12 protein-coding genes and 2 tRNA genes are annotated in these 18343 nt (G+C 75.0%); 8 read left to right on the top strand and 6 right to left on the bottom strand.

Annotated elements, in window-relative coordinates; all coding sequences use genetic code 11:
• Positions 1-81: 81 nt before the first annotated feature.
• On the bottom strand, positions 82-1761 hold the full coding sequence (ilvD, locus tag AB0302_RS00965) for a dihydroxy-acid dehydratase (RefSeq protein ID WP_366370330.1): 1680 nt from the start codon (positions 1759-1761) through the stop codon (positions 82-84).
• Between the two features lie 194 nt (positions 1762-1955).
• On the opposite strand from ilvD, the gene AB0302_RS00960 reads away from it, so the two are divergent.
• The 7 genes from AB0302_RS00960 (at position 1956) to AB0302_RS00930 (ending at position 10112) form a co-directional block, all read left to right on the top strand.
• Positions 1956-2459, top strand: coding sequence for a hypothetical protein (locus tag AB0302_RS00960; RefSeq protein ID WP_319075303.1), 504 nt, complete (start codon positions 1956-1958; stop codon positions 2457-2459).
• Positions 2460-2514: 55 nt separating this feature from the next.
• Positions 2515-2590: transfer RNA gene (locus AB0302_RS00955), tRNA-Lys, on the top strand.
• A gap of 111 nt (positions 2591-2701) precedes the next feature.
• Positions 2702-3187 (top strand): thioredoxin-dependent thiol peroxidase, encoded by a 486-nt coding sequence (bcp, locus tag AB0302_RS00950; protein ID WP_248115133.1) that lies wholly within the window; start codon positions 2702-2704, stop codon positions 3185-3187.
• Positions 3188-3233: 46 nt separating this feature from the next.
• Positions 3234-3315 (top strand) — tRNA-Leu (locus AB0302_RS00945).
• 24 nt (positions 3316-3339) lie between these two features.
• Positions 3340-5037, top strand: coding sequence for an ABC transporter substrate-binding protein (locus AB0302_RS00940; protein WP_366370250.1), 1698 nt, complete (start codon positions 3340-3342; stop codon positions 5035-5037).
• A gap of 134 nt (positions 5038-5171) precedes the next feature.
• Positions 5172-6653, top strand: coding sequence for a malate:quinone oxidoreductase (locus AB0302_RS00935; RefSeq protein WP_366370249.1), 1482 nt, complete (start codon positions 5172-5174; stop codon positions 6651-6653).
• A 6-nt stretch (positions 6654-6659) separates the two neighbouring features.
• Positions 6660-10112 carry an efflux RND transporter permease subunit gene (locus AB0302_RS00930; protein WP_366370248.1) on the top strand — a complete coding sequence of 1151 codons (3453 nt, stop codon included), beginning with the start codon at positions 6660-6662 and terminating at the stop codon, positions 10110-10112.
• A gap of 89 nt (positions 10113-10201) precedes the next feature.
• On the opposite strand, the gene AB0302_RS00925 is transcribed toward AB0302_RS00930, so the two are convergent.
• Together AB0302_RS00925 and AB0302_RS00920 are read right to left on the bottom strand one after the other, a co-directional pair.
• Positions 10202-13252, bottom strand: a complete 3051-nt coding sequence (locus AB0302_RS00925) for an SMC family ATPase (RefSeq protein ID WP_366370247.1) — start codon at positions 13250-13252, stop codon at positions 10202-10204.
• Entirely contained in the window at positions 13249-14490 is a 1242-nt protein-coding gene (locus AB0302_RS00920) for an exonuclease SbcCD subunit D C-terminal domain-containing protein (RefSeq protein ID WP_366370246.1), read from the bottom strand. Before AB0302_RS00920 ends, AB0302_RS00925 begins: the two co-directional genes overlap by 4 nt.
• 65 nt (positions 14491-14555) lie before the next feature.
• Between AB0302_RS00920 and AB0302_RS00915 the strand changes: the two genes are divergently transcribed.
• Complete coding sequence (locus tag AB0302_RS00915; protein WP_366370245.1) at positions 14556-15728, top strand: ADP-ribosylglycohydrolase family protein; 1173 nt, start codon at positions 14556-14558, stop codon at positions 15726-15728.
• Between the two features lie 35 nt (positions 15729-15763).
• Here AB0302_RS00915 and AB0302_RS00910 read toward each other — a convergent pair whose 3' ends face one another.
• Genes AB0302_RS00910 through rph form a run of 3 tightly spaced genes read right to left on the bottom strand, consistent with a single transcriptional unit; the run spans position 15764 to position 18338 of the window.
• Entirely contained in the window at positions 15764-16897 is a 1134-nt protein-coding gene (locus AB0302_RS00910) for an exonuclease domain-containing protein (protein ID WP_366370244.1), read from the bottom strand.
• Complete coding sequence (locus AB0302_RS00905; RefSeq protein ID WP_319075317.1) at positions 16894-17577, bottom strand: non-canonical purine NTP pyrophosphatase; 684 nt, start codon at positions 17575-17577, stop codon at positions 16894-16896. The genes AB0302_RS00910 and AB0302_RS00905 overlap by 4 nt, the downstream gene beginning before the upstream one ends.
• A complete protein-coding gene (gene rph / locus AB0302_RS00900; protein ID WP_248115141.1) occupies positions 17574-18338 on the bottom strand; it encodes a ribonuclease PH in 765 nt (254 codons plus the stop codon). Before rph ends, AB0302_RS00905 begins: the two co-directional genes overlap by 4 nt.
• Positions 18339-18343 lie beyond the last annotated feature (5 nt).

Here is an 18343-nt window from a genome sequence, read left to right as displayed (position 1 = left end):
GCCCATGCCGCGGCACCTGCGTGCCCGCCCGCTCCCGCCTCCCGACTCAGGCCTCGGGTCTCGGGCCTCCGGCCTCCGGCCTCAGCCCAGGTACGCACCCTCGGCCGCGGAGTGCACGAGCTTGGCGTACTTGCCCAGCACCCCCGTGGTGAACTTCGGCGGGACGGGCGTCCAGTCCGCCCGGCGCGCCTCCAGCTCGGCCGAATCCACCAGGATGTCGAGCGTCCGGCCCGCGATGTCCACGCGGATCCGGTCGCCGTTGCGCACCAGGGCGATCGGCCCGCCGTCGGCCGCCTCGGGCGCGATGTGCCCGATGCACAGGCCCGTGGTGCCGCCGGAGAAGCGCCCGTCGGTGAGGAGCAGGACGTCCTTGCCGAGGCCGGCGCCCTTGATCGCGCCGGTGATGGCGAGCATCTCCCGCATGCCCGGGCCGCCGCGCGGGCCCTCGTAGCGGATCACGACGACGTCGCCCGCGGCGATGGTGCCGTCCTCGAGGGCGTCCATGGCGGCGCGCTCGCGGTCGAACACGCGGGCGGTGCCCTCGAAGACGTCCGCGTCGAAGCCGGCGGACTTCACGACGGCGCCCTCCGGGGCGAGGCTGCCCCGCAGGACCGCGATGCCGCCGTTGGGGTGCATGGGCTCGTCCATGCGGCGGATGACGGTGCCGTCCACGGGGTCCGGCGCCAGGGCGGCGAGGTTCTCGGCAAGGGTCTTTCCCGTCACCGTGAGCGCATCGCCGTGGAGCAGCCCCTCGTCCAGCAGCGCCTTCATGACCACGGGCACGCCGCCCACGCGGTCCACGTCCGTCATCACGTAGCGGCCGAAGGGCTTGAGGTCGGCGATGTGCGGGACGCGGTCGCCCACGCGGTTGAAGTCGTCCAGGGTGAGGTCCACGCCGGCCTCCCGCGCGATCGCGAGGAGGTGCAGCACCGCGTTCGTGGAGCCGCCGAACGCCATGGTCACGGCGATGGCGTTCTCGAACGCCTCCTTCGTCATGATGTCCCGGGCGGTGATGCCGAGGCGCAGGAGTTGGACGACGGCGGCGCCGGAGCGGCGCGCGAAGTCGTCGCGGCGGCGGTCCGGCGAGGGCGGCGTGGCCGAGCCGGGCAGGGACATGCCGAGCGCCTCGCCGATCGAGGCCATCGTGTTGGCGGTGTACATGCCGCCGCACGCGCCCTCGGTGGGGACGATCGCCTTCTCGATGCGCAGCAGGTCCTCCTCGCTCATGAGGCCGCGGGCGCACGCGCCGACCGCCTCGAACGCGTCGATGATCGTCACCTGCTTCTCGGTGCCGTCGGAGAGGCGCGCGTGGCCGGGCATCGTGGAGCCGGCGTAGACGAACACGCTGGCCAGGTCGAGGCGGGCCGCGGCCATGAGCATGCCGGGCAGGGACTTGTCGCAGCCGGCCAGGAGCACCGAGCCGTCGAGGCGCTCGGCCATCATGACCGTCTCCACGGAGTCGGCGATCACCTCACGGGAGACGAGGGAGAAGTGCATGCCCTCGTGGCCCATCGAGATGCCGTCCGAGACGGAGACGGTGCCGAACTCGAGCGGATAGCCGCCGTCGGCGTGGACGCCCTCCTTGGCCGCCTGGGCGAGACGGTCCAGGGAGAGGTTGCACGGCGTGATCTCGTTCCAGGAGGACGCGATGCCGATCTGGGGCTTGGCGAAGTCGTCGTCGCCCAGGCCCACGGCGCGGAGCATGCCGCGCGAGGCGGCGCGCTCCATGCCGTCGGTGACGTCGCGCGAGCGCGGCTTCATGTCCGGGGCAGGCGTGGCGGGGGCGGTGCTGACGGGGGCTGCGGAGCCCTGGGCCTCGGTGTTCTCCATGAGCGCAGTCTAGGGACGGCGGGCCCGCCGGCCGTGGGACGGGTCACGATGTGACACGACGCGGAGGGGTCCAGCTCGGACGCCTCACGTGGCGCCCTCCTGCCGCGACGCGTAGCGTGGGACACATGGACTCCCCCCGCCTCATGCGCCGCCTCCGCGCCGCATTCGACGCGCGGGTGTTCAACCACGGCGACTACAACCTCGTGTACGGGCAGCCCTCCGGCTCCTCCACGCCCCTCGTGATCGGCTACCGCCACGTGCCTCTCGAGATGGTCCTCTGCCCTGTGGACCCGGCCGCCGAGCCGGTGCTCCGCGCGCCGCAGGAGCCGGACCCCGTGACGGTGGGGCTGCACAACGTGGCGACCGTGGCGGACACGGGCTCCGGTTACCAGGTGGAGACCGTCACCGGCTTCCGCACGTGGTTCGACGTGTCCGAGCACGCGCGTGTCCCTGTGGGGGATCTCACCGAGGACGGTGTCGCGGATCTCGACCAGCGCGCGGACGCCGCGGATTTCCACGGATTCATGACCGCGTTCATGGACGAGCTGGACCGGCTGTATGCGGTCTCGGACCCGGCGGAGGCGGTCACGCCCGACCCAGGCTTGGACGGCGCCCCGAAGACCTGGTAGGGTTTCCACTCGTTGCACGGCGCGCCGGTGAGAATCGGAAGGCCGTACGGCGCCTGCACCTCTAGCTCAATTGGTAGAGCATCTGACTCTTAATCAGCAGGTTCCGGGTTCGAGTCCCGGGGGGTGCACCAGAAGGAGAAGGCCCCGTCATCGCCGTCGCGATGACGGGGCCCTCTCGTCTCCGCGGGTCGTCTCCGCGGACCGCTCGCCTCCGCGCGGGCGCCCCGCCTATCGTGGGCGGCATGACCGACGCTACCTCCTCCCGCCTCCAGCCCGGCGACGTCGCCCCGGCGTTCACCCTCCAGGACCAGGACGGGCGCCCCGTCTCCCTGCGCGACAGCGCGGGCAAGAGCACGATCGTCTACTTCTACCCGGCGGCCTCCACGCCCGGGTGCACCACCCAGGCGTGCGACTTCCGCGACAGCCTCGCCTCCCTCGCCGGCGCCGGCCACGTGGTCCTCGGCATCTCCCCCGACCCGATCGGCAAGATCATCCGCTTCGCGCAGAAGGAGCAGCTCACGTTCCCGCTCCTCTCGGACGAGGACCACGCCGTGGCGCAGGCCTACGGCGCGTGGGGGGAGAAGAAGAACTACGGGAAGGTCTACGAGGGCCTGATCCGCTCCACCGTCGTCGTCGGCCCCGACGGCCGGGTCGTCCACGCGCTGTACAACGTGAAGGCCACGGGCCACGTCGAGCGCCTGCGGCGCCTCCTGGGCGTCACCGACTGAGGGACCGGCCGGTAGGATCTGAGCTCGCCCCCGAGGAGCGGGGCAGGCGGGCGTGGCGGAATTGGCAGACGCGCTGGATTTAGGTTCCAGTGTCGAAGGACGTGGGGGTTCGAGTCCCCCCGCCCGCACAGCACTGACACGAGGAGACGGACATGGAGCTCAGCCGTCGCGGGTTCATGGGCCTCGGCCTGGCCTCGCTCGGCGTGGGCCTGAGTGGGTGCGGGCGGGAGGCCCCGGCCACGCCTGCCGCGTCCACCCCCACCGTCCCGTCCGCGGCGCCCGCAGCCCCCGCGGTCCCTCGGCCGTTCGTGGTGGGCGCGCCGGGCCGCCCGCTCACGCGTGACCCCGCGGGCGCCTGGGACGCGGAGACCTTCCGCCTCTCCCGCCAGGTGCTCGAGACGCTGCTCGGCGTGGACCCGGACACGGGGGCCCCGACCCCCCAGCTCGTGGAGTCCCACACGGTCTCGGACGACGGCCTCACCCACGAGTTCCGCCTCCTCGACGGCCTGGTCTTCGAGGACGGCGCACCGTGCGACGCCGCCGCCGTGGCCGCCAACGTCATGCGCTGGTCCACGCCGCCGACCCCCGTGGACGGGACCGTCGCGATGCCCTCCCCGTTCGTGTCCGCGTTCGGCGGACACGCGGGGACCGAGGAGACCGCCTTCGCGGGCGTCGAGACGCCCGACGAGCGGACCGTCCGACTGCGCCTGCGCTCCCGCCTCCACCACCTCCCCGCGGCGCTGAGCTCCCCGCCCTTCGCCATCTCCTCCCCCGGCTCGTGGGACCGGACGGTCCGGGTGGGGGACGCCGACGTCGTCACCCCCGCGGGCACCGGGGCCTTCCGCTGGGCCACGGCCGAGGAGGCCGCCGCGCACGCGGCGCGGGAGCCGCCGGCCGCGGACCCCGCCGACGTCACCCTGCTCATGCCCGCCGACCGCCACCGCGGGGACGCGCCCGCCACGGGGCCGGTGGCCGTGCACGCGTGGGGCCGGGCGAGCACCCGCCTGCGGGAGCTGCGCCGGGGCACCGCGGACGTGATCGACGTGGTGGCCCCCAGCCAGCTGCGCCCCCTCGTGGAGGCCGGCACGCAGGTCCTCCCCCGCGATCCCCTGGCCGTGCTCTACCTCGGGATGAACCTGGCCCATCCGCAGCTGCGCTCCCAGCATCTGCGCCAAGCCGTGGCCCACGCGGTGGACCGCGGGCGGCTGGCCTCCAGCGACGTCTTCCTCGAGGGCACCGCCCAGGCCCACGACCTCGTTCCGCCGGCCCTCGGCGTCGGCGACGAGGAGGCGGAGCACCACGACCTCGATCCGGACCGCGCCGAGCGTCTCCGGGAGATGTCCGGGTACGCGGGCGAGCCCCTCGAGTTCCTGTACCCCCTGGCCACGGGGCGCCCCTCCCTGCCCGAGCCCGAGCGCGTCTACGCGATGGTCGCCGCGGACCTGGGCGCGGTGGGGATCACGGTGACCCCCGTGCCGGTCCCGGACGACGAGGACTACCTGCGGGCCGTGGTCTCCCGGCCCACCCGGGCGTTCCACCTCATGGGCCGCGGCGGCGCCTACCGCGACCCCCACGCGTTCCTCGAGCCGATCGCCCGCTCGGGCCGGGCCGAGACCAACTACGACAATCCCCGGGTGGTGCGCGACCTCGCGGCCGCCGCCGCGGAGCCCGACGACGACCGACGCCGCGAGCTGCACCGCGGCGTCGTGCGCGCGATGGCCCTGGACCTGCCCGCCCTGCCGCTCGTCTACCCCATCTCCGCGCTGGCCACGGGGCCCAGGGTGGCCTCGTACCCGACCTCCCCCCAGCTCGACGAGCCCTTCGCGCGCATCGGCGTCACGGACGCCTGACCCCCTCGGCCCACGCACCCGGAGCGGGGGCGTCCGGTAGTAGAGTGGGCCACCGCGGCATCGACCCGCGGCCCCCCGCAGAACCGAGGGACCCGCGGTGCCCCACCACCGTCGATCTGTCCCAGGAGTAGACCGTGTCCACCACCTCTTCCACCACCCACGACGTCGTGTTGATCGGCGGCGGCATCATGTCCGCCACCCTCGGCGTGATGCTCCAGAAGCTCGAGCCCACGTGGTCCATCGCCCTGTACGAGAACCTCGACCAGGCCGGTCTGGAGTCCTCCGACCCGTGGAACAACGCCGGCACGGGCCACGCGGCCCTGTGCGAGCTGAACTACTCCCCGATGGGCAAGGACGGCCGGGTGGACGTCACCAAGGCCCTCGGCATCAACGAGCAGTTCATGCTGACCCGCCAGTTCTGGTCCGCCCTCGTGAAGGACGGCACGCTCAAGGACCCGAAGTCCTTCATCAACCCGCTGCCGCACATGTCCTTCGTGTGGGGCGACGACCACGCCGACTACCTGCGCAAGCGCTACGAGGCCATGTCCGCCGAGCCGCTCTTCGCGCAGATGGAGCACACCGAGGACCCGGCGACGATCGCCGAGTGGGCCCCTCTGCTCATGGAGGGCCGCCCCGCCGGCCCGCGCGTCGCGGCCTCCCGCGTGGCCGGCGGCACCGACGTCGACTTCGGCTCCCTCACCCGCCAGCTCGTGACGAGCATGGCCTCCCACGGCGCCGAGGTGCGCTTCGGCCACAAGGTGACCGGCCTGGAGCGCGGCACCGACGGCCGCTGGGAGGTGGCGGTCAAGAACAAGGCCGCCGGCTCCACCGTCACGGACCGCGCCCGCTTCGTGTTCGTCGGCGCCGGCGGCGGCGCCCTGCACCTGCTGCAGAACTCCGGGATCCCCGAGGCCAAGGGCTTCGGCGGCTTCCCCGTGTCCGGCCAGTTCTTCCGCTGCACCGACGACGCCGTGGTGAACCGCCACATGGCCAAGGTGTACGGCCAGGCCGCGGTGGGCGCCCCGCCCATGTCCGTCCCCCACCTGGACACCCGCTTCGTCAACGGCAAGCGCTCCCTGCTGTTCGGCCCCTACGCCGGCTTCTCCACCAACTTCCTCAAGACCGGCTCCTACCTGGACCTGCCGCTCTCCATCCGCCCGCACAACCTGCCGGTGATGCTCGACGTGGCGAAGGACAACATCCCGCTCACGCAGTACCTCGTCTCCGAGGTGCTGAAGCCGCGCTCCAAGAAGGTGGACACGCTCCAGGAGTTCTACCCGGAGGCCGAGGGCTCCGACTGGGAGCTGATCACCGCCGGCCAGCGCGTGCAGGTGATGAAGAAGAAGGGCCGCTTCGGCGGCGTGCTGCAGTTCGGCACCGAGGTCGTCACCCACGCGGACGGCTCCCTCGGCGGCCTGCTGGGCGCGTCCCCGGGCGCCTCCACCGCCGCCCCCATCATGGTGAAGCTGCTCGAGCGCTGCTTCCCCGCCAAGATGGGCGCATGGGACTCCACCCTCAAGGAGCTCATCCCGTCGCTGGGCCACACCCTCAACGAGGAGCCGGAGCTGCTCCGCGAGGTCACCGAGGCCACCGCGTCCACGCTGCAGCTCGGCTGACCGACCATGGGAGCGCTCGCCCGGTTCTCACTGTCGCAGCGGGCGCTTGTGGCGCTCATCACCGTGTTCGTCGCGGTGTTCGGCGTCATCTCCGCCGGTCAGCTCAAGCGGGAGCTCATCCCGTCCCTCGAGCTGCCCGTCATCTCGGTGTCCACCACCTACCCGGGCGCGAGCCCGGAGGTGGTGGACGCCACGGTGGGCGAGCCCCTCGAGACGGCCCTGCAGGCCGTCGAGGGGCTCGAGTCCTCCCAGTCCACGTCGCGCTCCTCCTTCAACGCCGTGCAGCTGCGCTTCGAGTACGGCACGGATCTCAACCGGGCGCGCTCCCAGGTGGACCGCGTGATCTCCAACCTCGGCGCCCAGCTGCCGGAGGAGACCGAGACCACCTCCTTCGCGGGGTCGGTCTCCGACTTCCCGGTGGTCTTCCTCGCGCTCTCCGGGGACGAGGACCTCAACGAGCTGCGCCGCCGGGCCGAGGACGTGGTGGCGCCCCGCCTGCAGAAGCTCGACGGCGTCCGCGGCGCCCAGGTGATCGGCGGCACCGAGGAGTACGTCTCCGTCGTGCCGGACCAGCAGGCCCTCGCCGCCGCCGGGATGACCACCCAGGACATCACCACGGCCCTGGAGGAGAACGCCGGCCTGTTCCCCATCGGCCAGGTCACGCAGGACGGGATCACCTATCCGGTCCAGGCCGGCTCCCCGGTCGAGTCCCTCGAGGAGCTCTCCCAGGTGACCGTCACCCCCGGCTCCGGGTCGGACTCCGGGTCCGCGGGCGAGACCTCCGGCGCCGGGGGCGGCGGACCGCCCGCCCCGGGCACGACGACGCCCGATGAGGCCACCGCCCCCGGGACCGGCGCGGCGCCGGCCGCCCCCGCAGCCTCCTCCGCGGGCACCCCCCGGCCGCTGTCGGAGGTCGCCGAGGTGAGCCTCGCCGCCGAGGACCCCACCTCCGTGACCCGCACCGACGGCGCGGACACGCTCTCGCTCTCCGTCACGGCGATCCCGGACGCCGACCTCGTGGCCGTCTCCCAGGCGGTGCGCGACGCGATGCCGGAGCTCGAGTCCCTCCTGGGCGGCGGATCCCACCTCGCGGTCGTGTTCGACCAGGCGCCGTTCATCCAGCAGTCCATCGACAGCCTTCTCGTGGAGGGCATGCTGGGCCTGGCCTTCGCGGTCCTCGTGATCGCCGTCTTCCTCCTCTCGGCCCGCTCCACGCTCGTCACGGCCGTGTCCATCCCGCTCTCCCTGCTGGCCGCGCTGATCGGCGTGAGCGTGGCCGGCTACTCGCTGAACACCCTCACCCTCGGTGCGCTCACCATCTCGATCGGCCGCGTCGTGGACGACGCGATCGTCGTCGTCGAGAACATCCGGCGGCACCTGAGCCTGGGCGAGGACCGGCGCACCGCCATCCTCGAGGGCACGCGGGAGGTGGCCACCGCGGTCACCGCCTCCACCCTCGTCGCCGTGGCCGTGTTCCTGCCCATCGGGTTCGTGGGCGGCCTGGCCGGCGAGCTGTTCCGCCCCTTCGCGGTCACGACGACGATCGCCCTGCTCGCCTCCCTCCTGGTGGCGCTCACGATCATCCCGGTGCTGTGCTGGTGGTTCCTGCGCGCCCCGCGGCGTGCCGCGGACGCTCCGCGCCAGGCCGCCGACGCCCGTCCGACGGCGCACCGCTCGTGGCTCACGGACGCGTACCGCCCCGCACTGCGCTGGACCCAGCGGCACGCCAAGGCCACCCTCGCGGCCGCCGTCGTGCTCCTGGCGGGCACCGCAGCGCTGCTGCCCCTGGTCCCCACCAACCTGCTCGGCGACTCCGGACAGAACTCCTTCGTGGTCACCGCTCAGCAGAGGCGGGGCACCTCGCTGGAGGCCACCGCTGCGGCGGCCGAGAAGGTCGAGCAGTCCCTGATGGCCACCGAGGGCGTGGAGACCGTGCAGTTCACGGCGGGCGGCCAGGGAAGCTTCTTCGGTGCCGGCGGCGCCGCGGACAGCGCCCAGTTCACGGTCGTCACGGACGAGGACGCGGACCAGGAGGCCCTGCAGGACACCGTGCGGCAGGGCCTGGCCGCGCTCGAGGGCGTGGGCGAGGTGTCCCTCTCGAGCCAGCAGGGCCCCGGCGGCTCGCAGGACATCGACGTGTCCGTGCGCGCGTCCTCGCCCGAGGCGCTCGACGAGGCCGCGAACACGGTGGCCGAGCGGCTGCGCGGCGTCGAGGGGGCGCGGCAGGTCACCACGCCCGCCTCGGACACCCGCCCCACCTTCCAGGTGGACGTGGACACCCAGGCCGCCGCCGAGCGGGGCCTGACCGAGGAGGCCGTCTCGGGCCAGGTGGCCGGTGCGCTGCAGGTCCTGCCGGTGGGCGACGTGCGGTTCGGCTTCCAGGAGTACACGGTGCGGCTGGGCGACCCGGAGCCCGTGGAGACCCTCGACGAGCTGCGCGCCGTCCCGGTGCAGACCCCGCAGGGACCCGTGCCGCTCGAGGAGCTCGCCGCGGTGTCCCAGCGCGAGGTGCCCGCGAGCGTCACCTCCTCCAACGGCGAGCGCACCGCCGTGGTGAGCGTGGAGCCCGAGGGGCAGGACCTCGGCGCGGTCTCCCGGGGCGTGGGCGAGGCCCTCGACGGCCTCGAGCTGCCCGAGGGGGCCACGGCCACCATCGGCGGAGCGGCCACCCAGCAGGAGCAGACGTTCCGGGACCTGGGGCTCGCGCTCCTGGCCGCGATCGCGGTGGTGTACGTGGTCCTGGTGGCCACGTTCAACTCGCTGCGCCAGCCGCTCGTGCTGCTCGTGTCCATCCCGTTCGCCGCCACGGGCGTCGTCCTGGCGCTGCTGGTCACGGGGACCGCGCTGGGCCTGCCCACCATGATCGGCGTGCTCATGCTCATCGGCATCGTGGTGACCAACGCGATCGTGCTGATCGACCTCATCAACCAGTACCGGCGGGACCACGCCATGCCCCTGGACGAGGCCATCGAGCTCGGCGCGCTCAACCGCGTGCGCCCCGTGGTGATGACGGCGCTGGCCACGGTGCTCGCCATGATGCCCACGGCGCTCGGGATCACCGGCCACGCGGGCTTCATGTCCCAGCCGCTCGCCGTGGCCGTGGTGGGCGGCCTGGTCTCCTCCACGCTGCTCACGCTCGTGCTGGTGCCGGTCCTCTACCGCATGATCGAGTCCCGGGGCGAGCGGCGCCGCGTGGCCGAGCTCGAGGAGCGCCGGGCGGCCGAGGCCGAGGAGCGGGAGCGGATCGACGCCGAGCGCCGTGCGGCGGAGGCAGAACGGGCCGCGGCCGGGCAGCGTGCCGGCCAGGCCGGGGTGCCGGGGGCCGACGGCTCGTCGGCAGCGGGGTCCTCGGCCGGGGCGGGCTCCTCGGCCTCCGGCGGCGGACGTCGCCGTGGCCTGCCCTCTCGCCTCCGGACGGGGCTGGCCGGGATGGCCGGACGGCGGCGCCGCCGGGCCTGAGACGCCACCGTGCCCGAGTCGCCGCGCGACGGCGCAGGACGAGGGGTCGACCGCTGCGCGGTCGGCCCCTCGCCCGTCGGGCGGCCCCGTCAGGTCCCGTCGTGGACGGCGAGGCTCGAGCCGCGGCGGTCCTTGCGGACCTCGAGGCGCACGCCGATCTCCTGCTTCATGCGGTCCACGTGGGAGACGAGCCCCACCGTGCGCCCGCCCGAGCGCAGGGAGTCCACGACGTCCAGCACGTCGTCGAGCGTCTCGGAGTCCAGCGAGCCGAAGCCCTCGTCCACGAAGAGCGTGTCCAGCTCGATGCCGCCGGACTCCGCCTGCACCGTGTCCGCGAGGCCCAAGGCCAGGGCCAGCGAGGCCATGAACGTCTCCCCGCCCGAGAGCGTGGAGGGGTGCCGCGTCTCGTCGACGTAGTGGTCACGGACCACGAGCTCCAGGCCCTTGTTGCCGCGGCCGCCCACGGCGTCCGAGTACTCGATGCTGTACCGGGCATCAGTCATGGCCAGCAGGCGCTCGGTCGCCGCCGCGGCGACCTCCTCGAGCCGACCGGCCAGCACGTAGCTGGTCAGCGGCATCTTGAGGCGGTTCTCCCCGCCCCCGCGCACCAGCGCGAGCAGCTGCGTGACCGTGCGGTGCTCCTCGATGAGCGCCGCGGAGCGGCCCAGCACGTCGGTCAGCGCCGCGGACTGACGGCGCACCGTCGCCACCAGGGTGTCCAGCCTGCCGACGGCGGTGGCCCGCTCCGCGCTGGCCGCCTCGGCGGCGGCGAGGCGTTCGGCCGCGGCGGCGCTCTCCTCCTGGGTCGGGGCGGCGGTGCCGGCCTCGGCGAGGGCACGGCCCTCGGCGACGAGCTCGGTGGTTCCGAGCTCGGCCAGGCGGGCGCCCTCCTCGTCCCACGCGCGCACCCGAGCGGTGAGGGCGCTCGCGTCGTCGTCGTCGAGCCGTGCCTGCGCCGCCGCCTCGGCACCGGTGAAGTCCTCCGCGGCGAGGGCGGCGGCGAGGGCCTCCGCGGTCTCCGCGCGCACGGCGGCGGCACGCGCCTGCGCCTCGGCCGCGTCGGCGAGGGCGCGCAGGGCGCGGCGGGCGCCGCCGACCTGGCCGCGCCGGACGTCCAGGTCCTCGGCGTCGGCCTGAGCGGCCTCGACCGCGGCCCGCAGCTCGAGGAGCCGCTCGGCGCGCCGCGCCGTGGCCTCCTCGAGGCGCTCGGCCTCGAGCGCGAGGGCGGCGTCCGCCGACTCCGCCGCGGTCTGCGCCGTCTCGAGCTTCGTCAGGGTCCGGCGGTCCGCGGCCAGGGCCTTGGCGACGGCGGCGAGGTCGGCCTGCTCGGCCTCGGCGGCACCCAGGGCCGCCTCGGCCTCCTCCACGCCGAGCCCGCCGGCGGCGTCCCGGGCCTCTCTCAGAGCGGACTCGGCCCGCTCCCGGGCGGCCTCGGCCTGGGCGGCCGCGGCGCCGGCGCGGTCCCGTGCCTTCTCCGCGGCGGCGACGTCGGCCTCGGTCACCGAGGTCGCGGCTGCGGGCGCCGGACGCGGGTGCGCCGGGGACCCGCACACCGCGCACGGCTCCCCCGCGACGAGCTGCTCCGAGAGCTCGGACGCCGCCTGCTCGTAGCGCGAGCGCAGCAGCCCCACGTGCTTCTCCGCGGCCGCGCGCTCCCGCGCGACGAGCCTCTCGTGATCGACGCGGGCCCTCTCGGCGGCGGCACGACGCTCCTCCGCCAGTCCGGCCGCGGCACGCCGCGTGCGGGCCTCCTCCGCCCGGCGGTCGACGGCCGCGCGGGCGCCGAGCCGGGCCCCACCCGACTCGACGGCCTCCCGCGCGGCCGCGATCGCTGTGGCACGCGCCTCTCGCTCGTGAGCCCCCGCCGCACGTTCCCCGTCGATCGCCTCGCGCCGGGCGCCGGCGGCGGCCTGCTCCTCCTCGAGCCTCGCCATCCGGGCGCGGTCCTTCACGGCGGCCTCGACGGCGTCCGCCGCGCGGTCCGCCCGCTGCAGCGCGGTGCGGGCGACCGACACCGTGGCGCCGGCGACCTCGTCCTGCTCGCCCTCCCCGGACGCCTCGCCGAGCCACGAGGCGGCCAACGGCTCGGCGGCGACCCCGGCCGCCGCCGTGGCCGCGCGCTCGCCCTCGGCGTGCTCCGCGTGCTCGGCGCGCCGGGCACGCGCGGCCGCGGCGAGCACGCGGCCCGCCCGCTCATGGGCGAGCACCGCGGCACGGCCCTCCCCGGTCTCCCGCGCGGAGGCCTCGTGCACGGAGAGACGGTCCGACCATCCGGCCGCGGCCGCGAGGGAGGCCGCCGTGCGCTCGAGCGCGCGCACGGCGGCGCGGGCGTCCCGCTCCGCCGTGTGGGCCGCGGTGAGTCCGGCTCCGGCCGCCTCCCGCGCGGCATCGGCCCGCCGCACGGCGAGGTCCAGGAGGCCCTCGTCCGTCTCGGGGTGCGGCTCGGGCGCGGGCCAGTCCTCGCCGAGCTCCTCGCGCATCGCGTCGCGCAGCTGGGCGCGCGCGGCGTCGGCGATCGCGGCGTCCGCGGCGACGGCTCCGTCCAGGCGGGAGGCCTCCCCCTTGAGATGCTCCTCGACGCCGTCGAAGCGCTGCGTGCCGAAGAGGCGGCGCAGCAGGGCCCGGCGGTCGTCCGACGTGGCGGTGAGGAACTGCGCGAACTGGCCCTGGGGCAGCAGGACGACCTGCATGAACTGATCGGCGTCCAGGTGCATGACGGAGGCGATCAGCTGGCCCACCTCGTCCGCGCGGGTCAGCGGGGCGCCCCACTGCCCCTCCGCGTGCTCGCGCAGGGACACCGCGGCCTGCGTGGAGGTCAGGCCGTCACCCTTCTTCTTCTTCCGCAGGTGCTTCGGGGAGCGGAGCACCTCGAAGCGGCGGCCCTGCACCGAGAACTCCAGGAGCACCTCGGGCGTCACGGCCCCGGGCTCGCGCAGCGTGGTGACGAGGGACTCGGGCGAGCGGCCGCCCGGCACCGAGCCGTACAGGGCATAGCAGAGCGCGGCGAGGATGGTGGACTTGCCGGCGCCCGTGGGGCCGTCGAGCAGGAAGAGGCCCGCGGCGTTCAGCGCGGCGAAGTCGACGTCCTGGCGGTCCGCATAGGGGCCGAGCCCCTGCAGCCGCATCCGGTGGACCCTCATGCGCGCACCTCCGCGAGTCGCGACGCCTCGAGGGCGTCCTGGAGCAGGGCCGCCTCGGCCGGACTGGCCGCGCGCTCCCGCACGTGGTCCACGAACCCGGTGGTCAGCGCGAGGGCTGAGGGGGCCTGGCGGAGCGCGTCCGCGTAGGTGCGCTCGCGCGTCCTCCTCCCGCCCGCGGGCTCGTGCCGGAACACGAGGACGTGCGGGAAGCGCGTCTTGAGGCGCTCGAGGGCGCGCTCGGGCCGCTCGTCGTCGGTGACGGTCGCCTGCACCCAGCGGTCCTCGGCGTGGGCGAACTCGGCCGAGCCCAGCAGCGCGTCGAGGGGCCCGGCGATGACCGCGAGCCGGCGGCCGGCCTCCCAGTCCACGGCCTCGACGGCGCGCACGGCCCCTCCCTCGACCGTGACCAGCCACGCCCCCTTGCGGTGGTTCGCCTCGGAGAAGGAGTAGGGCAGCGGGGAGCCGGAGTAGCGCACGTGATCGGCGAGGCGCTGCCGCCCGTGCAGGTGGCCCAGGGCGACGTAGTCCAGCCCCGCGAACACGGACACCGGCACCTGGCCGAGCGTCCCCACAAGGGCCTCGGGCGTCCCGCCCGGATGCTCGACGTGCTCGCCCTCCCCGATGTCCCGCTCGCTCTCCGAGCCGTGCCCGCCCGCGGCGAACAGGTGCGCCATGACGACGCCCGCGACCGGGCTCGCGCTCTCGGCGCGCCTGGCCTCGAGGTCCTCCCGGATGCGACGGACGGCCTCGGTCATGACGGCCGTGTGGTTCGGCTCCACCTCCCACGCCTGGCCCTGATGGCGTGGCTCGAGGAACGGCACCCCATACACGGCCACCGTCTGCCCGGGCTCCCCCTCGCCGCGCGCGCCGTCGTCGGGCCTCTGCCGCAGCAGCACCGGGCGCGCCAGGTCCGCCACGTCCGCGCGCACGTGGACCCCCGCGGCCTCCATGAGGCCGCCGCCGAAGCCGAGCCGCACCGCGGAGTCGTGGTTGCCGCTGCTCAGGACGACCTCGGCGCCCGCAGCCCGGATCTGCCCCAGCGCGCGATCGAGCAGCCGGACCGCGTCCGCCGGCGGGAGCGCGCGGTCGTAGACGTCCCCGGCCAGCAGGACGGCGTCCACCCGGTGCTCCCGGACGGTGTCCACGAGGACGTCGAGGACGTGAGCCTGGGCGTCGAGCAGTCCGGTGCCGTGGAAGGAGCGCCCGAGGTGCCAGTCGGACGTGTGGAGGAGCTTCATGCGACCCACTCTAGGAAGACGCCGGACACGGGAGGAGCATCCGGTCCGCCTCGTACGATGAGCGCATGTCCGAGCAGACCTCTGAGCAGGCCCCCACGCCCGCCGCCGCGCCCGCCCTCCCCGCCGACGAGCACGCCCGCCGCGTCCTCGCCCTCCTCGCGGCCGGCGCGGCCGGAGACGCGCTCGGCGGCGTCGTCGAGTTCACGCCGGCGTCCGGCATCACGGCGCAGCTCGGCCCCTCCGGCGTGACGGACGCGGTCACGCTCATGGCGCTGGACGGGGCCCGCTCCCTCCCGATCACGGACGACACCCAGATGACCCTCTACGTGCTCGACGGCCTCCTCGAGTGGATCGAGTGGCAGAACGCCGGCCAGGCCTCGGACGCGGCCGCGTGCGTGTGGCTCGCATGCCTGCGCTGGTACGCCACCCAGCGCGGCTCGCTGCCCGAGGGCGCCCCGCCGGTGCCCGGCCGGTGGATCGACGAGCACGAGGAGCTGCGCGTCCAGCAGGCCCCGGGCAACGCGTGCCTGTCAGGGCTGGCGGGTCCCGGCATGGGCCTTCCCGGGGACCCCCACAACCCGGAGTCGAAGGGGTGCGGCACGGTGATGCGCTCGGCCCCGTACGGCATGGTCCCGGGGCTCGAGGACCACCACGTCGCCTCGTTCGCGCGCCAGGGCGCCGTGCTCACGCACGGCCACCCCACCGCGTGGGTCAGCGCCGCCGCGCACGCGCTCGTGATCGCCGCCCTGCTGCGCGGCGCGACGCTCCCCGACGCCGTCGCGCACGCCCGCGCCTGGGTGGAGGACGCCGGCGAGGACGGCCTGGAGACCGCCGCCGCGCTCGAGGCCGCGGAGCGCCTCGCGCAGGCGGCCTCCCGCGACGACGGAGACCTGGGCGCGCCCGGTTCGCTGCCCCTCGCGCTCGGCGAGGGCTGGGTCGCCGAGGAGGCGTTGGCCATCGCGGTCTTCGCGGCCCTCGTGGCGGACCGGGTCGCGGACGGTCCGGAGGCGGCGCTCGCGCTCGCGCTGCGGATCGGCGTGAACCACGGCGGCGACTCGGACTCCACCGCCTCCCTCGCCGGCCAGCTGCTCGGGGCGCGCCACGGCCTGGCCGTCTTCGGTGCGGAGGCCGACGTCGACCCGGCCTCCGACGCCGCGGCCGCGTGCGTGCCCGCGTGGATCGCCGAGCGCGGCGTGGTGATCGAGGCCGCGCGCCGCTGGAGCGCCGCCACCACCTGAGCGTCCGGCCCTCCCCCACGGTCCGGTGCGCCGAGTCAGCGGGCGGGGCCGGGCCAGTTCTCGTCGAGCATCTGCAAGAACTCCGCCTCCGTCACGAGCGCGACAGGCTGGCCCGCCGCACGGCGGCGCAGGGCGTCCTTCGTCTTGCGGTGCGTGACGGCGGGGGTGGCCGCCGCCGGGGTGCCGCCCAGCACGTCGGACGCCTCGAAGCCGTCGCCCACCACGAGCATGGTGGTCTGCGCCGAGACGCGACTGGCGGTCTGCGCGCCGAACGCGGCCGCCCGCTCCTTCGCGGCCTGACGGGACATCCCGATCCCGCCGGTGAACACCACCGTCTGGCCGAACAGCGGGTGGGAGGGGTCCGCGTCCGGGTTCGGCACGGGGTTGGCCCCCTCCTGCGGCCAGCGCATGAAGTCGGGCATCTCCCGTTCGTCCCGCAGGGGCACGAGCGCGTCGAACACGCCCGCCGTCAGGCGCGCCTGACGGGTCGCCCGGGACTCCTCACCGACGCCGTGCGGGCGCCCCTCGAGTCGGCCCACGGCGAGGCCGTGGTCGCGCACGAGCGCGTCGATGCGCCGGACGGACGGGGCCGCCGTCGTGCCCGTCTCCGGTGCCTGCTCCGTGCCCGGCGACCGCCGGGCGACGTCGATGAGGATGGCCGCGCAGGCCTCGGCGTCCGCGAGCGCGTCGTGGTGGCGGCCCGGCGTGAACCCCGCCTCGCGCGCGGCCGAGGGCAGGGCGTAGGAGGCCAGGTCGTAGGCCCTGCGGGCCAGCATCAGGCTGCACGCGTAGTCCAGCGTGGGCACGTCGCGGCCCGAGACCTCGAGGGCGGACTCGATGACGCCGAGGTCGAACCGGGCGTTGTGGGCCACGAGCACGTCGGCGCCGACGAACGCCGCGAGGTCGTCGAAGACCTCCGCGAAGCGCGGGGCGCCGCCCACCTGGTCCGGGGTGATCCCGTGGATCCGCACGTTGCGCGGGTCGAAGCGGTCGAAGCCGGCCGGCGGGCGCACGAGCCACGAGGCCCGCTCCACCATGCGGCCGTCCCGCACGCGGACGAGGCCCACGGCGCACGGCGAGCCCCGGAAGCCGTTGGCCGTCTCGAAGTCGATCGCGGTGAAGTCCAGTCCCGCGTGCCCCGCCACGGGGACCCCCGGGCCGCCGCTCACGAGCGGGCGGCCAGGGCGTCCACCAGGTACGGCAGGAGCGCCCGGAACGCGTGGCCGCGGTGGCTGATCGCGTTCTTCTCGGCGGAGCTGAGCTGGGCCGTGGACTCGTCCCGGCCGGTGGGGCGCAGGATCGGGTCGTAACCGAACCCGCCCTCCCCGACGGGCGCGCGCAGCAGGGTGCCGCGCAGGCGGCCGTGCTCCACGTGGGTGAAGTGGATGCTGTGCACGCCCCGCGCGTCCGGCGTACTGGGCACCGCGAGCGCCGCGGCGCACACGAACTCGGCGCCGCGGTGCGCATCCGGGACGTCCGCCAGCTGCGCGAGCAGGAGCTCGAGGTTGGCCCGGTCCTCCCCGTGGGCCCCGGACCAGCGGGCGGAGAAGATGCCGGGCGCCCCGCCGAGCACGTCCACGGCGAGACCGGAGTCGTCCGCCACGGCGATCAGGCCGGTGTGGGCCGCCACCGCGCGAGCCTTCTTGAGGGCGTTCTGCTCGAAGGTGACCCCGTCCTCCACGACGTCCGGGGCGCCCACGGCGCCCGCGTCCACGACGGCGGCGTCCACGTCCAGGCCCGGCACGGCGCCGGCGAGCAGCTGGCGCAGCTCCCGGACCTTGCCGGCGTTGCGGGTGGCGAGCACCACGCGGGCGCCCTCGGGCACCCGGGTCGTCTCCCCTGCGCTCACGCGTCGGCCCCGGCGGCGTGCGCGGCGAGGGTCTGCGCCTGGATGCGGGCGAGCTCGGTAGTGCCCAGGAGCGCGAGGTCGAGGAGGGCGTCCAGCTCGGCACGGTCGAAGGGAGCGCCCTCGGCGGTGCCCTGCACCTCGACGAAGGTGCCCGAGCCGGTGACCACCACGTTCATGTCCGTCTCGGCCTTGACGTCCTCCACGTAGGGCAGGTCCAGCATCGGCGTGCCGTCGATGATGCCCACGGACACGGCGGCCACGGAGTCCTTGAGGACCGTGGCGTCCTTGCGCAGGATCCCCTGGCGCTGCGCCCAGCCCACGGCCTCGGCGAGCGCCACGTAGGCGCCGGTGATGGCGGCGGTGCGGGTGCCGCCGTCGGCGTCCAGCACGTCGCAGTCCAGGACGATCGTGTTCTCCCCCAGGGCGTCCAGGTCGATCACGGCGCGCAGCGAGCGGCCGATCAGGCGGGAGATCTCATGGGTGCGCCCGCCGATCTTGCCCTTGATGGACTCGCGCTGGTTGCGCTCGGAGGTGGCGCGCGGGAGCATCGCGTACTCGGCGGTGACCCAGCCGGTGCCCTCGCCCTTGAGCCAGCGCGGCACACCCTCGGTGAAGGAGGCCGTGCAGAGCACGCGCGTGTCCCCGAACTCGATGAGGGCCGAGCCCTCGGCCTGCCGGGACCAGCCCCGCGTGATCGTGATGGGACGCAGCTCGTCGACGGCGCGGCCGTCCTGGCGGGAGTTCGGTGCGGGAACGCTCATGCCCC

It is taken from the genome of Micrococcus sp. NPDC078436 (assembly GCF_040702705.1).
In the GTDB taxonomy this organism is placed as follows: domain Bacteria; phylum Actinomycetota; class Actinomycetes; order Actinomycetales; family Micrococcaceae; genus Micrococcus.
This window is presented reverse-complemented; position numbering and strand designations above follow the sequence as displayed.

Excerpts from the sequence above, each read along its gene's own strand:
- rph (WP_248115141.1), bottom strand. The coding sequence starts at position 18,338 with ATGAGCGTTCCCGCACCGAACTCCCGCCAGGACGGCCGCGCCGTCGAC.
- AB0302_RS00925 (WP_366370247.1), bottom strand. The coding sequence starts at position 13,252 with ATGAGGGTCCACCGGATGCGGCTGCAGGGGCTCGGCCCCTATGCGGAC.
- AB0302_RS00920 (WP_366370246.1), bottom strand. The coding sequence starts at position 14,490 with ATGAAGCTCCTCCACACGTCCGACTGGCACCTCGGGCGCTCCTTCCAC.
- AB0302_RS00930 (WP_366370248.1), top strand. The coding sequence starts at position 6,660 with ATGGGAGCGCTCGCCCGGTTCTCACTGTCGCAGCGGGCGCTTGTGGCG.
- AB0302_RS00940 (WP_366370250.1), top strand. The coding sequence starts at position 3,340 with ATGGAGCTCAGCCGTCGCGGGTTCATGGGCCTCGGCCTGGCCTCGCTC.
- bcp (WP_248115133.1), top strand. The coding sequence starts at position 2,702 with ATGACCGACGCTACCTCCTCCCGCCTCCAGCCCGGCGACGTCGCCCCG.
- ilvD (WP_366370330.1), bottom strand. The coding sequence starts at position 1,761 with ATGAAGCCGCGCTCGCGCGACGTCACCGACGGCATGGAGCGCGCCGCC.
- AB0302_RS00960 (WP_319075303.1), top strand. The coding sequence starts at position 1,956 with ATGGACTCCCCCCGCCTCATGCGCCGCCTCCGCGCCGCATTCGACGCG.
- AB0302_RS00915 (WP_366370245.1), top strand. The coding sequence starts at position 14,556 with ATGTCCGAGCAGACCTCTGAGCAGGCCCCCACGCCCGCCGCCGCGCCC.